The organism is Paenibacillus phyllosphaerae, assembly GCF_014192105.1.
GTDB classification, from domain to species: Bacteria; Bacillota; Bacilli; order Paenibacillales; family Paenibacillaceae; genus Paenibacillus_Z; species Paenibacillus_Z phyllosphaerae.
In genome coordinates this window covers 1-14,791 of sequence record NZ_JACHXK010000024.1, presented here as the reverse complement: position 1 = coordinate 14,791, position 14,791 = coordinate 1, and the positions used below count along the sequence as shown (strand labels likewise).

Below are 14,791 nucleotides of genomic sequence, written 5' to 3'. Positions count from 1 at the left end.
CGCTAAGGGATCGAGATGTTGCAAGAAATTCGCGGATAGGGTTGTGATTTGCGCCTAAGGCGACACTGTATATCCCTGTCAGCTAAGCGCAGCCTGTGAAGCTTGGGACGAATACCAACCGATAAAGGAGCTGTTCATTTATGAAAAAAGTGCTGTATATCCCGCTCGATGACCGTCCTGTTAATCTCGACGATGTCATTTTGCAAGGCAAAGCCGCAGGCATAGCGGTCATCACGCCGCCAGCGGCCGATATCCGCAATCGAATGGATACGGAGAAAACCGATTCGGGTACGACGCTCTTAACGACCTCTTCCCCGGTGCTAGGCAGTCCGGCGAAGATTCGGCAGTTCATTCGCGATAACGCGGACGCTGCAGACGGGATCATCATCGCCGCAGACATGCTCGTCTATGGCGGTCTCATCGGCAGCCGACGGCTGCGAGCCGAGGAAGTCGCCGCCTATCCGGATTACGACGAGACGGCAGCCGATCTGTTGGACGTCATTCGCGAGATCAAGCAGACACATCCTAATAAGCCGCTCTACGTGCTTGATACGATTATGCGTATGGCGACGAACACGTTCGTCGAAGGCACGTCGCTTGACGTATACAACGAAGCGCGCACGTTCGCGCAGCAACCGCGCCAAGCAGCAGCCGATCTTGCCGGCGTGCTGGCCGGCTACGATGTGAAGCCGGACGGCACTCTTTTTCCCGAGACGGTTACGTTCGACAAAACGCATTACTATAACGCCCGGCGCCATAAGCTGCAGACGAACTACTATTTGCTCGACCAACTGGCTCGCCAAGGCTTCATCGACTTCTTGGCGATCGGGGTAGACGACTCTTATATTCAAGGCATCCAGGCGAATGAGATCGAGCTCGTCGAGCGCTGCATCAACGAGTGGCTGGGCGGCAGCGAGGGCCAGAATCCGGACCGCGCCGTTATTTTGCCGGAAGCGGACGGTCTGGGACATTCGCTCCTTGCGCGAATGGTGGATCACTTCTACCGCCGCGGCGGCCAAACGTCGTATGCGATCCGCTACTATGGTCCGGATGGGTCCACCATCATTAACGCCTACGAATATATGAATCTGCATCAGAACATACTGCGCCACATCGACATTATTGGCGGTGAAGTTACAGCTGAGCAGCCCGATGTGGAGATCGTCGTCATCACAGCGGCCGATCAGGCAGCCGAAGCGGTAAGCCGTGTGGAATCGAACCGCGCGAGCCGACTGCCGACCGTCGTGGTGGAATGTACCGGCTATGTGGCCAACGCTTCCGCGACCGAAGCGCTGCTCGGCACTTCGGCTGCCGGCTCGCTGCTGGGCTACAGCTCCTGGAATACGTATGGCAATCGCACCGGCCTTGCGCTCGGGATGGCCCACGCCAGATATGCGTATCTCGTGTCCGAGAAACATCCGTCCAGCCTCGCCGCGGCGACGAATGCGCACGGTTCCCTGCTGTTCAAACGGTTCCTGAAGGACTACTACTACAAGACGCTGGCGATCACGGAGATTCGGAGTTACTCCAATGCTCACTCGCTCTATGCGAATGTCACGGCGAACCAGCATATGCTGTTGCTCAATTCGCCGGAAGATTACGCGTATCTGACCGAATTGCTCCGCAAACGGATGCAGACGCATACCGCCACGCTCGCCGCAACAGCAGCCTTCGGCATCGGCACAGCGCATCCTTCGCAAGCGGTACGGGACATCAGCCGCGGCAGATGGAAGCTGGCTTCGTATGATGAGGCCACGCTTGAGCCGAGCAACCCCGACTTTATATGGGGGCGCGCGTTCGAGATTACGCTTCAGCCAGCGGTAACGCTTGACTAAGGTCCGTCTGGAGTCTTGGTTGATGTCATTCCTTAGACGGTTCATGCTGAAACAATGCTTCGTTACAATGGAATTAAATTCCATGTGAATGAAACGAAATTTATCCATGTAACGGAGTGATCCCGATGCGTTTATTCGAATTACTGCTGCTCTTCTCAAATGCGGTCACATTCATCTTGTTATTGCTTCAAGCACCGCGTTACCGGCTAGCGGCTGCTCTGGGGAGCGGAACAGGCCTGCTCGCATTCGCTATTCACGGTATGGTCGAAGGACTCCGCTGGCAGATGGCCTTATCCTATGCGCTTACCCTGCTGTTTTGTTGTCTGGCTTTATATCGTTTCAAGCAACAGTTCCGCGTTAGCAAGAAGACCCGTTTTGTCTGGATTGCCGTGAGCGTGATGGGCGTATTAGCGCTCTCGCTCACGGCCCTGTTATCGTATGCGCTGCCTGTTCCTAAGCTCCCTGCCCCGACTGGGATCTACCCTGTGGGCACACAAACGTTCCAATGGACCGACATGGGCAGGAAAGATCCTTACGCCGCCGACCCCGGAGAGAACCGCGAGCTTCTCGTTCAAGTATGGTATCCCGCCGATGTGAAGGAGAAGAATACGACAACCCCTCTCCTGACAGCAGACGAACGACATATGTTCGCGCAGCGGATCGGCATTCCGGCATTACTCCTCGATTATCTGAAATTCATCCCTAGTCATGCCGCCGAGAATGCCGAGGTCTCCGCTGCCCGCCAGCAGTATCCGCTCATCATCTTTAATCATGGTTATACCGCTTCGCGTTTGTATCATACTTCCCAGGCTGCGGAAATGGCGAGTCATGGGTTTATCGTTGCCTCCATTGATCATACGTACGGCGCATACGCAACCCTATTCCCAGACGGCACCGTCAAGCCCTTCCAATTGGATGACGATCAGTTCGTTCATACAGAGACGTATCGCAATCAAGCCGGCGAAGTGTGGTCAGAGGATATCTCTTTCGTTATCGATCAATTCGAGCGATTGGACCGCATTCCGACGGCAAGCCGCTTGGACGGCAAAGTAGATATGAGCAGCATCGGCGTCATCGGCCATTCGTTCGGCGGCGCTGCTTCCTATGACGCGATGCTTGACCCTCGCGTCCGAGCGGGCATTAATATGGATGGCACGCTGTTCGGGTTCAAGGATCACGCAGCCACTGCGAAGCCATTCTTGTTCATGTACTCGGAAGACGCCCAAGAGGCCTTCGACCTCTTCCGCAGGGCTTATTCATTCACGGATGAGGAGTTCAAGGAAATCGGGACTACGAGAGCGGAATTCGAAACCGAGGCGGAAACGAATTTACTTGAGATGAAGCATATCCAGGACGTGATGAACGACAAAGGCGAGGCCGTCTACATTGCGGGAACCGGACATTTGAATTATTCGGATCTGCATTTTGCGTCCCCTGTTCTTAAGTACTTCGGCCTTATGGGCAAGCTGAATCCCGACCGCACGGCCGAGATCGTGAATCAAACGACTGTTCAGTTCTTCCGGCAACATCTTGCGAAGGGGCAATCTGGCGATGAAGGGCCAATAGTCGCCATGCCCGAACTGCGCGACATGACCGATTTTTTCACAAGCGCCCCGCACATGATTCGTTAGAGACGCATATCGGCTTCGGCCGTAACATCAGCACAACTCCTGATAAACCAACTAAAAAGACCACTGCTCCCGCAGTGGTCTTGGTCCATTCATAAGAGGATACGGTGAGTCCGCAATCATGCTATGAAGCAATCGATTCCAGCTTCCTCTGGATTTAGTTGCCTAAGAATGCGTTCTTGAAAAATTCCAGCTGCATGTCCAAAGTTACGGGATCGATGTAGGAAGCGCCTCTCCCGTCAAGCTCAAATACTTGACCGTTCTTCACTGCGGGAATGTTCTTGTACGTCTCGGTTTCTTGGAAGGAATTATCAGCTGTCGAGTATTTACTTATCACGATAAAATCCCCGGCATACTCCGGAAGCACTTCCGCCGATATGGTACTGTAGCCCGTTTCCGTGATTAATTCTTTCAGTTTCTCAGGCATCTTCAATCCCATCTCATGGTACAAAATTTCGGTCCCGCGGCCAAAGTGATCTCCGAATGCATAGATGTCCTTGTCATAGGTTTCAATGACAGAGACGGTAGCGTTATCGCCATACTTAGCGAGAACATCCTTACCAATGGCTTGTGCGCGTTGTTTGAAATCATCGATCCACGCTTGCGCCTCTTTTTCTTTATTCAAGAGCTTGCCGATCTCCAGATGTTGCGTCAAATAGTCCGTTTTGCCCCATGCAAAGGTTACGGTAGGAGCAATTTCGCTTAATTTATCGATATTTGCAATCGAGTCCAAACCAATGATCAGATCCGGTTCCAACTCGATTATTTTTTCCAGATTCTCAGCGGATACTTCTTGGACATCTTTTAATTGTTCTTCGAATGTCGGGTTAGCCTTCGACCATGAGTCTACGCCCACGACATTCACCCCTAGTTTAAGGACATCGCCAGGAAAACCGGAAAGCGCGACGACTCGCTGCGGATTAGCGGGAACTTCAATTGGCCCGGATTCGGATTGGTAGGTAATGGTCCCCGACTTGGCCTCTTCAGAGTTGGCCTCTTCAGGGGCTGAATTTGCGGCGTTGCCGCATGCCGAGAGGATAAGTAAGCATGCAAGAATAGAGAGTAAGCCTAAGTGTTTCTTCATGAATGATTTGCTCCTTAACTAATGTTGATAATGATTCTCGTTATCATTTTAAAAATATTACTGGAAAATTTTACACCTGTCAATGCATAACTTTTAAACCTGAGAGAGCCACAGATTATGGTGCTAGCTATGTCTTTCTGAGCAACAAAAAAATAAAGTAAGGCGCCCCGATTAGAGCGGACATGATTCCCGCCGCGATCCCATCAGGATCAGCCAGATTTCTCCCGATTGTATCCGCGAGCAATAACAGCCATCCGCCGATCAATATCGCAATGGGGAGAAATAATTGATTTCTAGGTCCGACAAGAGACTTCGCTATATGAGGGGCCATAAGGCCGATAAAAGCAATCCCGCCGGTTACCGAAACCGCAGCTGCTGCTAAAGCAACGGCTGCCAACAAGAGCGTCATTCTCTCTCGATTGACGGACACGCCTAACCCAACGGCAACAGGTTCGCCTAACGTTAAGAGATTTAAGCGGTTGGCTTTATAAAGTGCATAAGGAATAAGGATGATTAACCAAGGAAGAAGAGCTACTATAAACGGCCAGTCCGTCCCCCATATGTTCCCTGCTAACCATTTTGCGATAAAATCGACTTTGGCCGGTTCAGAAGAAGAGATTAGGACGAACATCGCCCCGGATAACGCCATTGAAAAACCTGCTCCCACCAGAATTAATTTTACAGGCTGAAGCCCTACCGTCTTATCGTAGGCAAATAAATAGATCAGACAAGCGGTCAAGAGCGAGCCTGCAAACGCGACTAGAGGCAGCATGTAAACGAACGAACCCGGATCAATAGGGAAAAACAAGAAAAATATGGCGATGGCAACGCCTGCCCCTGAGTTGATGCCGATAAGACCAGGATCAGCTAAATCATTCCTGGTTACTCCTTGCAGAATAGCCCCTGACAACGCAAGCGCCATACCCGCTAAACAAGTGATCACGATTCTAGGTAATCGGACCGAAAATAGGACAAACTCTTCTTTGAAGGTGCCTTGACCCAGAAACGTAGGAAGCAATCGATTATAAGATAGAGAGGAATAGCCCATTCCCATGGCTAGGATGCCAGTCAAACCGATCAATCCCAGCAAAGTAAATAGAATAACCCGCTGCTTCCGAATTAAGGTTGGTTGAATCATGAGAGTGAGCTGCCTCCTTTTAGCACGATAAACAGAAAGAAAGGGAGACCAACGACAGATACAATAGCAACAACAGGCATTTCAGTCGGTGCATGAATCGTCCGCCCCAACGTATCGGCTGCAAGCAAAAATGCAGCCCCAATGATCGCGGACATCGGTAAAACAGATCGATAATCCGTCCCAACGATAGCTCTAACCATGTGCGGAATCATTAACCCGATAAATGCCATGCTGCCCACCAATGCAACGGAAGCGCCCGTGAGCAGAATAATTAAGATAAACAGAACGTATTTGATTTGAACGATCTTCTGTCCAAGTCCAATCGCTAACTCCTCATTGATGCTCAGAATCGTCAGTTGTCTGGAAAGCAAGAACGAGATAAAGATACTGATCACGATGACAGGAGCAATTACCTGAACTTGCCCCCATGTGGTTCCAACGAGTCCCCCGGCGGTCCACATTGAAACTTGTTTGGAGATTTTAAAATAGAGGCCGACTCCTTCGGTTACAGCATACAGGAAAGCCGAAACAGCAGTGCCTGCCAACACAAGCCGAAGCGGCGAGAAGCCTCCCTTCTTCATTGCGCCTATCCCTAGCACCATGATGGCTCCTATCGCAGCGCCAATAAAACATGCCATCATCAAACCAAAGTAATTCGTTGCGGGGAAGAGCGCAATCGTTAAGGCCAGCGCGGTATTGGCACCCGCCGTTAAACCTAGTAAGCCAGGATCCGCAAGCGGATTACGGGTTAAACCTTGCATGATCGCCCCTGCGACTCCAAGCCCGGCTCCAACGAATATAGCGGCTAATCCGCGAGGAAAGCGAATTTCCCGGAGCATTGTCATGCTATCCGTTTTTATGCTGGAGAAAACGGAGAGCCACACTTCTTGTACCGTTGTTTCTGCCGCTCCTAATACCATGGACACAAAAAAAGTGCAAAGAAATAAAAGGCAGCTGATGCAAAACTTAGCTGTTAAGGGTATTGAATTTCTGGTCATCTTCTTGCCTCTTTTCACAGCTTAATTGCTCGGATGGAGCGCCTTCTATCGATTCGGATTATCGCTCAGATGCTCTCCATGATCCATGACCGTGCCGGATGAAAATAAACTCCAATTACCTCCTCCCCCATATGAGTTCCGCGGGCAGATCACAGCTTCTTCATTCGTAATCCTTAGATTACCACTGTTTTCCCAGAACTGTATACGGTTCTTTGCTTCCTTGGAAAAGGGCCGCGCCAAGTTGGTCTGCCTATTTCGTCAGGATTAGGCCTTTTTGTCCGCTACCCAATCCGTTCGACATCTTTTATAATGAATAGGAACAAATGTTCTTATCAAGGTTGTGTTTCGGGGGCGTTGCAACACTGTATCAAGTAGAGAGAGAACCACACAACGAAGAGAGGATGTGACTTACTCTATGCAGCCCAACCATCACAGCTTCGTGAAACCGGAGTTTGCCGCTTGCCAGCATCACCCGATCCTGCAGAGCTTCTGCGCTTACCCGGAGCATGCCGCGCTTGTCTTGAAGGCTATGGAGGATGCGAGCCCCAGCCATCTGGAGCAGCTGAACCGCGCCTTCCGAATCTATCTGTTCGCGCTCCGATTCACCAAGTATATGCGATCGCTCATTATGAACGGCCGGATCGACTATGTCCGCCGCATGAAGAAGAACGAGGAACGGGAGTTGGTCATTTATGATAAGCCCGTCTCCGAGGAGGAGGAAGCAGCCATCGGCGAGATGCTCACCGCGATCTACCATGGCGATAATTTGCCGCAGGTCACGGTCAATCCCGACGTTTTCTTGCAGCAGCTGGATAATGAATATCTGTACGACGGCTTCTCCCGGCTGACGAGCCGCCAGCAATATGTCATCACGCTCGCCTACTCCGCCCTGTCGCGGGACAGCGAGATTGCGCATCTCCTTCACGTGACCCAGCAAGCGGTCTCGAAGACGCGCACGAAGGCGCTGCAGAAAATCCGCGAGAGCTTCCCGCCCTATGCGACCAAGCCCCGATTCAAGATTGGAGGTTAACGACCATGGACCAGCATATCTTGACCTTGATCACTAGCGCGGTCGGCGATTTCGGCTTCCCGATCGTCATTACCGCCTATCTGCTGCTGCGTTACGAGAAACGAATCGAGCTGCTGACGACCACCGTGCAGGAACTGAAGCAGACCATGACTGACGAAGGTGATCATCGCCTTGACTAACGCGCAGTTGTATGACGATGTCCGGCAAGCGCAGCTCGGCGACCGCGGCGCCATGCAGCGCATTATCGAAGCCTATTACCCGCTCATCCGCAAGGCCTCCCGCTCCGTCCCGCCGGCAGCCGCGAAGGATTTCGAGCAGACGATTATCGAGAAAATCGTACGAGCCGTGCACAATTATGACCTGGAGGCGATTCCGGACTTTGTGACGTTTTGCGAGATGGAAGAGTGAGGGTGGGGCTTCGCCCCATTAGGCCCCCTTTTTTCAAGGGAATATGGGGCTCCGCCCCTTTGAAACCCCTTTGTTCACCTCGCCCCTTCCCCCTCCATTGGAGGGGAACAAGAGGGTCATCACCCTCTTGACTCCGATAACTATCGTGACTCGCAACGCGGCCGTCTTCGATGTGTCCTTTCGTGGAGCGCCCGCGTTTGTCCGTAGCGAATGCAGGTTCTGCATGCTACTGAGCTGGACAAAGCTTTTGTTCGAGCTTCGTTCGTGACTTTTGCCTTGGGGAGGTGACCTGGATGGTTGAGGATGAACGTGACGTGGTGCAGATCCTCGCTTGACGTCCGCTTGTGCGGACACGCTTACGTTTAACCAAAGAAGGTAGTCATCGGCTACCTTCTTTGGTTGCAAAGCTTACCCAGCCATCTGAACCATCGGCCATGCCCTTCGGTTTCGGCGAGTGTCTCCCTATGTTCGGTGCCATTATTGTAATAATCGAGATGGAGGTCCGCGTCCCACATATTGTTGTAGAGGTGGAACAGATCTCGTCCTTGGCCGAGCTTCTCGATCTCATCGCTGAGCTTCTGCTTCTTATCCGCAGAAAGTTGATTCGCTACATGCGTATGAAAAATACAAACGGCTGTGTCAACAGGCTGACTTGCGACAATCCCCTGGAGAAGCGATACTCCGTCTCCTTCGATAACTGCAGGTCGATTCCGATTCTAACCGTTACAGGAGGGCTTTGCTCTAGGAGGAAGGGACGTTGGTCGCCTTTTATCGTGGAGGTAAGTACAAGGGAGGCTTGCTGATTGCCATAGAGATGTCCCGTCGGATATGAATAGCCGTACTGATCCCATAGAAGCTGAAGACCGGCGCTTGTACCGATCTCGATCAACGCCAGCGGCTTCCGTGCAAGTCGATAGATATGGCAAAAGCTCGGGTACAGATACGCGCACCGCTGGACTTCGTTCGTCTGAACCCGCTTGGTTGCCAGGATTGCCATGAGTTCGGCGCGATATTGCTGACAAAAAGTCCGGAACCACTTCATAGCCCCCGATGGTGACTCCGGTTCCGTTACGATGCTCGCATAATACCGGGCTAGCGCATGGTCGGTTCCCTTGAGCAGCAAATAATGAACGGCACCTAACAATAGATTAGGCGCCGGCTGTCCTGGCCTCGCATGAGCCGCAAGTTCAAGCAGGAAGGCGTCATTGGCAATGCCGCGAGCCAGCTGCTCATAGAGCAAGCTCGATCCTTTACATTCTCGGTCTGCGAATACTCGAGTGCTATCCAGACGGACAACCTGCGAATTTGACTTATTTAGAAAACACAAAAACCCACGCTATCGCGCAGGTTTTCGCCTACAAATCTAGTAATCGTACGTGACCGTCCGGTTCAAGGTCATCGAGTGAGTCGAGCCGTTATACTGCACGTTCACCGTATGCAGCAGATCGATAATCGCATACGTGTAATAGGACACCCATGCCGTGCCGGGAGAGAAAGTCACTTTGGAGGAAAACGCATTGATGTTCCAATAGGCCGTATCGTTGGGCTGATATTCGGAAGTAAAGGAGAGATCGCCGATATTCGAAGAGTTCCAGTACGCGCCCCATGGCATCTCAACGGGATAGTGACGCCATGCGCCGTCCACCGTGACGATGCTGCTATTCGATGGTCCTTTTCGCGCGATATCATCTTTCGAATAATAAGGTAACCGATGATAGATAGAGGCATTCGAGGCGGTCGCCCCGTTGTGAAGATCGATCTGGATATTGTCGCGGATGTAAAATAAATCGAAGTTCGCACCCGTGTCGTGCGAGTAATTGCGGTTCAAGCTCCAGTTGCTCGTAATGGAAGCCACGGCGATATAAGCGCTGCCGTTATAGACATACTTGGTCGTTCCGTCGGAACCGGTCAACACGGTCGCTTCGCTTGGCGCCGGTATCGGGTCCTCTTCCTCCGGATCCGGGTACGGATCGCACTCATAGCAACGCATGCCTTCGATCGGCGCTTGGTCTCCTCTTGCACGCGCGAGCTCCGTTTCCGCGACGGCCTGTTGCAGCAGGGAGACGGGTGGGCGAACGTCTTTCCCGTCTTTGGAAGCGTCAACCTTAACGCTAGTTACGTGGTAGGCTCCCGACGCCGTCGTCTGCAGGCCAACGATATGAACGGTTTCTTCCTTCTTGTCGTTGTTCTTGTTCGCAGCCTTCATGTCTTCCCCTTCAGCATCGGCCAATTCGTCGATGCCTAACTGGTCGGCTACCGAGGGTAACGTGAGCCCCGTTCCGTAAATATAAACTTGTTTGCCGTCAGACAGCCAACCTGCGAGCTGCTTCTTCATTCCCTCATCCTGCTCGAGCAACGTTGCGGACACCGCGGCCGCGGTCGCTTCATCCACAGATGCCGCAACATCCGCAGCGCCCCCTTCGGATAACGACAACGCCCCAGAAGCTGTCGCCGCCTTTTGGAGCGAAACTTGCGCAGCCGGATCGGCAAACCAGACCGAGGCCGACACCGCAGGATCTTGCCGCTCAGCCGATGCCAATACAGGCACGCACAGCACAGCCGCACAGACGGCAAGCACTACTTTTCGAAACATAATTTCTCCTCCTATCCATCTTCGCAAGCCGACCGGTCGACGCCGATCAGCCACCTCTATTGTTCCATTCTGCGGCGTCATATGACCAGTTACTTCCGTCAGTAACTGGAAACCGTTACCACACTACTACTAAAGTCACCTACATACGAACGATTGGTTTGTGTATCACGTCGGATGACGGGATACACAGCATTCGTCCACATCCGAACAGAGACGGGGATCCAGCATCCCTTCTTTTCCCACACGCAAACGACAGCCGATCCTGCGACCGGCTGCCATCCACCATCCTTCTTCCATCCTCTATAAAAACATCCCGCCCGAAGCTTCGATCCGCTGCGCATTCACCCAACCCATCTCCGATGCGCAAAGCGTCGCGATGATGCCGCCGATGTCATCGGCTTCGCCGGTTCGGCCTAGCGCCGTTTGGCTGCCGATGAAAGCTTGCATCTCTTCGCTTGCCCGCAGGCGGCCGCCGCCGAAATCGGTCGCGATCGCGCCTGGCGCAAGGGTGTTCACTCGAATGCCTCTTGCGCCCAGTTCCTTGGCCATGTAACGCGTCAGCACCTCGACTGCTCCTTTCATCGCCGCATAGGCCGCGCTGCCTGCGATCGTGAAACGCGTCAACCCGCTGGAGACATTAATAATCGCGCCATTGTCCGCGAGGTGCGGCATCAGCTTCTGCGTCAGGAAGAACACGCCTTTCACATGCACGTTCATCAGCTCATCGAACTGTGCTTCCGTCGTATCGGCAATAGAAGCGTAGAGTCCGAATCCCGCGTTGTTGATGAGGAAATCGATGTTCTCCCGCTGCCAGTTTGCCTTCAACACCCCCAGCAGCTCGTCTCCGAAATGATTGAAGGTAGACGTGTTGCCCGCATCGAGTTGAATGGCAGCCGCCTGCCGTCCCATCGCCATCATCTCTTGGACAAGAGATTCTGCCTGCGCTTGCTGGCTATGGTACGTAATAATCACGTCGATGCCTTTGTTCGCCAGCGCAAGGGCGGCATTCCTGCCCAGACCTCGGCTGCCTCCGGTAATTAGCGCGATCTTCGTTTGTTGTTCCATGTTCTCGCTCTCCTTTTCGTTGTACGTTTGGATGTTGCTGAACCAACAACTTAAGCGTACCGCCTCGAGATGACTCGAAGTCAAATCGGATTTCGGACAACAAAAAAACCAGGCCGTTCGAGCTCCCGCTCTCCCTGGCCTGGCTTACGTCAATGCTTGTGCTTGCTGTCGTAATGGCTGATCTTCAGATCGATCAAATTCAAGTTCTTCTTCAGTTCGTTCATCTGCCGGACGACTTCCTTCCGGTGGTCGACCATGACTTGCCTGCGCACCCCGGACGTGGAGTCGCCTTCCACGATAAGATCCACGTACTGCTTGATCTCTTTGATCGGCATCCCCGTATTCTTCAAGCAGCAGATCAGCCGGATCAGCTCCAGGCTCTGCTCCGAGAATTCCCGGTTCCCCGACTTATTGCGGGTTACGAACGGGAGCAAGCCTTCTTTATCATAGAAGCGGATCGTATGGACGGACAGATCGCACTTCTCCGCGACTTCATGGATCGTATACATCGCCATTCCCCCTTACTAAGCTCAGTTCGACTTCGAGTTAACTCTAACCTACGCCATCAGCATACAACGTGCGGGCACGAGTGTTCAAGCACGACTCTTGTCCTGCAGCATGCTAACAGACCTATATATCGTGAAAAAGCGGTCCCCCACCGGAGAACCGCTTCCCGAACTAACCTAACCTATCCTATCCTTCCAAAAAACCTTCCCGCTCCAGCGCCGCCATCGCCTCAAGCAGCATAATGCCGCTCAACTGGCCGCTCAGCTGCACGACCGGCTCCGGCTGGTCCATCCAGGACAGGCTGAACAGTCCCGCTTCCGAACGTCCCTTCTCCCACAGCACTTCCGCATTGTGGCGGAGTAATCCGATCCACGGCTCCGCAAGCTCTGGCTGGATCCGGATCAGATTCACGAGATAGCGGACGAGAATGCCTTTGAACAATCCGCAGTCGTCATTCCCTTCGCGAGGCAGCATGCCGGTCTCCGCATTCACTAGCTCCAGCACGGTTGCACGCGCCGTTCGCTGTGCGTCCGCCAGGTAAGCGGAATCTCCGGTGCAGCGGTACAATTCGATCCCCGCGCCGAGGAAGACGCCCTGGCAGTACGTATACTTCCAGTCGTAGTCGATCTCCCCGTCGCCGAGCCGGTTCATGCCGTCCCAGACGAAGCCGGTCTCCGGATCGACCAGACGATCCTGGTTGAAGCGATAGATGCGAATGGCCCATTCGAGATCCTCCGGACGGCCATCCAACCGGTACAGACGAGCAGCGAGGATGGAAGCCGGCGCGTTTGCCGGGGTGTTTTTGTAATCCAACTGATCCTTCTTCCACGCCATGCCGCCGCCCATATGATCGTTCCATGCGATCTTGATGTCATCCCACAGGTCAAGCGCCCCTTGCTTATAAAGAGCGTTGCCTGTCCTGTCATACGCCCGGAGCAACGCTAGCGCCATCCATTCCATGTCGTCATAGTAGTTATGCAGCAGCGTGCCGCCGTTCCACCGGATCGTATCGTGGAGTACCTGTTCCATGAAGGATTCCCGTCCCACGTCGCTGCCGGTACGCTCGAGCTCGTCGACCAGGACATCCATCACATGCGCATGCCACCAATAGATCCAATGGTCGTTGCACGTGCCCTCGCACGGCACGACCTGATCCATGACGCCGCGGTCTTCGTTCCAGAATAGCTGCCGAAAATCCGTCTGCGCATGCTCGGCGCGGCTTGCCCAAACTATGCCCGCGCTCATCCCGGATGCACCTCGCTTGGCGCTGCGGCCAGCAGTCCCCGCTTCTCGAGAAGCGCCAGCTGCTCCAGCAGCATGATGCCGCTAAGCTGCGTGCTCAGCGTGACGCGATCTGCAGGTTTGCTGCCCCAAGACGTGCTGAACACGTTCCGCTCGTCACGTCCCTCGGTCCACAGCGTATCGGCTTGCTGCTCCAGCAGCTGCGCAACCGTCTGCTCTTCAGGCGCAACAGCCGTCAATTCCCCAAGATACCGGACGAGAATACCCTTGAACAATCCGCCGTCGCCATCGCCCTCATCCGGCAGCACTCCGGTTACCGCGCCGACGAGTTCATCGCGCGCCGCCCCTGCCGTACGTACCGCATCCGCCAGATACGAGGCATTGCCCGTGCAGCGGAACAACTCCACGCCTGCCCCGATGAATACCCCTTGACAGTACGTGAACTTCCAGTCCTTGTCGATGCTGCCGTCCCCGGTACGGTTCATGCCGTCCCAGACGAAGCCGGTCTCCGGATCGACGAGATTGGATTTCTGCCAAGCATAGATTCGAAGCGCCCACGCGAGATCCTCATCGCGCCCGAATTCCCGGAACAGACGAGCTGCCAGAATGACGGCAGGCGCGTTCGCCGGCGTATTTTTATAATCCAACTGGGACTTCTGCCAAGCGATGCCGCCGCCCATATGGTCGTTCCAGCCGGTCTGGATATCTTCCCATAGCACAAGAGCCGCGTCCTTGTACCGCTCTTCGCCCGTCGCTTGATAAGCGCGCAGCCACGCGATCGCCATCCATTCCATATCGTCATACAGCTCATTCGGGAACGCGCCGCCATTACGCGCGAGGAGGCCGTCATGAATCGCCGCAAGCCGTTCCTTGTAAGCTGCATGGCCCGTACGCTCCAGGCCGTCGACCAGCGCATCGACCGCATGCGCCATCCACCAATAGTGGAAGATCGTGTTGCACGCGCCGTCCGGACAAGGGATCTCAATATCGTACAAGTTTATCGAAGGATTCCAATACAACTGCTCAAGCGCTTGTTGCGCTGCTTCTGCACGTGCTGTCCAAACCATATGCTTCACTCTCCTGATCCTTTTATCTAGCCCTAGCGAGAATACCCCCACTTCAAGCACTTGCTAAGCGGGGGATGAATCGCGTTCTTTTGTGTCCATAGTGCGAACATATGTGCTATAATATTCCTATCCATCCTTAGCAAGGAGGTTTAGGCATGTTGGTGAAAAAGGCGTACAAGTATCGCATCTACCCTAA

13 protein-coding genes and 1 pseudogene are annotated in these 14,791 nt (G+C 53.6%); 5 read left to right on the top strand and 9 right to left on the bottom strand.

The window, feature by feature from the left end:
- The first annotated feature begins 140 nt into the window (after positions 1-140).
- Together FHS18_RS29570 and FHS18_RS29565 are read left to right on the top strand one after the other, a co-directional pair.
- The gene (locus FHS18_RS29570) at positions 141-1,835 is read left to right on the top strand and encodes a DUF4127 family protein (RefSeq protein ID WP_183604010.1); all 1,695 of its coding nucleotides are present in this window, start codon (positions 141-143) and stop codon (positions 1,833-1,835) included.
- Positions 1,836-1,960: 125 nt separating this feature from the next.
- Positions 1,961-3,466, top strand: a complete 1,506-nt coding sequence (locus FHS18_RS29565) for an alpha/beta hydrolase family protein (RefSeq protein ID WP_183604009.1) — start codon at positions 1,961-1,963, stop codon at positions 3,464-3,466.
- 154 nt (positions 3,467-3,620) lie between these two features.
- Here the strand turns inward: FHS18_RS29565 and FHS18_RS29560 are convergent, their stop codons facing one another.
- The 3 genes from FHS18_RS29560 to FHS18_RS29550 form a co-directional block, all read right to left on the bottom strand.
- Entirely contained in the window at positions 3,621-4,547 is a 927-nt protein-coding gene (locus tag FHS18_RS29560; protein WP_183604008.1) for an iron-hydroxamate ABC transporter substrate-binding protein, read from the bottom strand.
- A 127-nt stretch (positions 4,548-4,674) separates the two neighbouring features.
- The gene (locus FHS18_RS29555) at positions 4,675-5,685 is read right to left on the bottom strand and encodes a FecCD family ABC transporter permease (protein WP_183604007.1); all 1,011 of its coding nucleotides are present in this window, start codon (positions 5,683-5,685) and stop codon (positions 4,675-4,677) included.
- Complete coding sequence (locus tag FHS18_RS29550) at positions 5,682-6,683, bottom strand: FecCD family ABC transporter permease (protein ID WP_183604006.1); 1,002 nt, start codon at positions 6,681-6,683, stop codon at positions 5,682-5,684. Before FHS18_RS29550 ends, FHS18_RS29555 begins: the two co-directional genes overlap by 4 nt.
- A 415-nt stretch (positions 6,684-7,098) precedes the next feature.
- Here FHS18_RS29550 and FHS18_RS29545 point away from each other — a divergent pair, with 415 nt between their 5' ends.
- Genes FHS18_RS29545 through FHS18_RS29535 form a run of 3 tightly spaced genes read left to right on the top strand, consistent with a single transcriptional unit; the run spans position 7,099 to position 8,121 of the window.
- Positions 7,099-7,713: a sigma-70 family RNA polymerase sigma factor gene (locus FHS18_RS29545; protein WP_183604005.1), complete on the top strand. Its 615-nt coding sequence runs from the start codon at positions 7,099-7,101 to the stop codon at positions 7,711-7,713.
- Positions 7,714-7,718: 5 nt separating this feature from the next.
- Positions 7,719-7,892, top strand: a complete 174-nt coding sequence (locus FHS18_RS29540) for a YvrJ family protein (protein WP_183604004.1) — start codon at positions 7,719-7,721, stop codon at positions 7,890-7,892.
- On the top strand, positions 7,885-8,121 hold the full coding sequence (locus tag FHS18_RS29535) for a helix-turn-helix domain-containing protein (protein WP_183604003.1): 237 nt from the start codon (positions 7,885-7,887) through the stop codon (positions 8,119-8,121). Before FHS18_RS29540 ends, FHS18_RS29535 begins: the two co-directional genes overlap by 8 nt.
- A gap of 386 nt (positions 8,122-8,507) precedes the next feature.
- Here FHS18_RS29535 and FHS18_RS29530 read toward each other — a convergent pair.
- The 6 genes and pseudogenes from FHS18_RS29530 to FHS18_RS29505 all read right to left on the bottom strand — a co-directional run bounded on the left by FHS18_RS29530 (position 8,508) and on the right by FHS18_RS29505 (position 14,595).
- A pseudogene (locus FHS18_RS29530) lies at positions 8,508-9,448 on the bottom strand (DUF2332 domain-containing protein).
- 36 nt (positions 9,449-9,484) lie between these two features.
- Positions 9,485-10,714: a hypothetical protein gene (locus FHS18_RS29525; RefSeq protein WP_183604002.1), complete on the bottom strand. Its 1,230-nt coding sequence runs from the start codon at positions 10,712-10,714 to the stop codon at positions 9,485-9,487.
- A gap of 300 nt (positions 10,715-11,014) precedes the next feature.
- Positions 11,015-11,779 (bottom strand): SDR family oxidoreductase, encoded by a 765-nt coding sequence (locus FHS18_RS29520; RefSeq protein ID WP_183604001.1) that lies wholly within the window; start codon positions 11,777-11,779, stop codon positions 11,015-11,017.
- 149 nt (positions 11,780-11,928) lie between these two features.
- A complete protein-coding gene (locus FHS18_RS29515; protein WP_183604000.1) occupies positions 11,929-12,288 on the bottom strand; it encodes a MerR family transcriptional regulator in 360 nt (119 codons plus the stop codon).
- A gap of 184 nt (positions 12,289-12,472) precedes the next feature.
- Entirely contained in the window at positions 12,473-13,531 is a 1,059-nt protein-coding gene (locus tag FHS18_RS29510) for a glycoside hydrolase family 76 protein (protein ID WP_183603999.1), read from the bottom strand.
- A complete protein-coding gene (locus tag FHS18_RS29505; RefSeq protein WP_183603998.1) occupies positions 13,528-14,595 on the bottom strand; it encodes a glycoside hydrolase family 76 protein in 1,068 nt (355 codons plus the stop codon). The genes FHS18_RS29510 and FHS18_RS29505 overlap by 4 nt, the downstream gene beginning before the upstream one ends.
- Positions 14,596-14,791 lie beyond the last annotated feature (196 nt).

Bases quoted from the DNA above. Each gene is read 5' to 3' on its own strand.
- FHS18_RS29570 (WP_183604010.1), top strand. From the start codon at position 141: ATGAAAAAAGTGCTGTATATCCCGCTCGATGACCGTCCTGTTAATCTC.
- FHS18_RS29565 (WP_183604009.1), top strand. From the start codon at position 1,961: ATGCGTTTATTCGAATTACTGCTGCTCTTCTCAAATGCGGTCACATTC.
- FHS18_RS29560 (WP_183604008.1), bottom strand. From the start codon at position 4,547: ATGAAGAAACACTTAGGCTTACTCTCTATTCTTGCATGCTTACTTATC.
- FHS18_RS29555 (WP_183604007.1), bottom strand. From the start codon at position 5,685: ATGATTCAACCAACCTTAATTCGGAAGCAGCGGGTTATTCTATTTACT.
- FHS18_RS29550 (WP_183604006.1), bottom strand. From the start codon at position 6,683: ATGACCAGAAATTCAATACCCTTAACAGCTAAGTTTTGCATCAGCTGC.
- FHS18_RS29545 (WP_183604005.1), top strand. From the start codon at position 7,099: ATGCAGCCCAACCATCACAGCTTCGTGAAACCGGAGTTTGCCGCTTGC.
- FHS18_RS29540 (WP_183604004.1), top strand. From the start codon at position 7,719: ATGGACCAGCATATCTTGACCTTGATCACTAGCGCGGTCGGCGATTTC.
- FHS18_RS29525 (WP_183604002.1), bottom strand. From the start codon at position 10,714: ATGTTTCGAAAAGTAGTGCTTGCCGTCTGTGCGGCTGTGCTGTGCGTG.
- FHS18_RS29520 (WP_183604001.1), bottom strand. From the start codon at position 11,779: ATGGAACAACAAACGAAGATCGCGCTAATTACCGGAGGCAGCCGAGGT.
- FHS18_RS29515 (WP_183604000.1), bottom strand. From the start codon at position 12,288: ATGTATACGATCCATGAAGTCGCGGAGAAGTGCGATCTGTCCGTCCAT.
- FHS18_RS29510 (WP_183603999.1), bottom strand. From the start codon at position 13,531: ATGAGCGCGGGCATAGTTTGGGCAAGCCGCGCCGAGCATGCGCAGACG.
- FHS18_RS29505 (WP_183603998.1), bottom strand. From the start codon at position 14,595: ATGGTTTGGACAGCACGTGCAGAAGCAGCGCAACAAGCGCTTGAGCAG.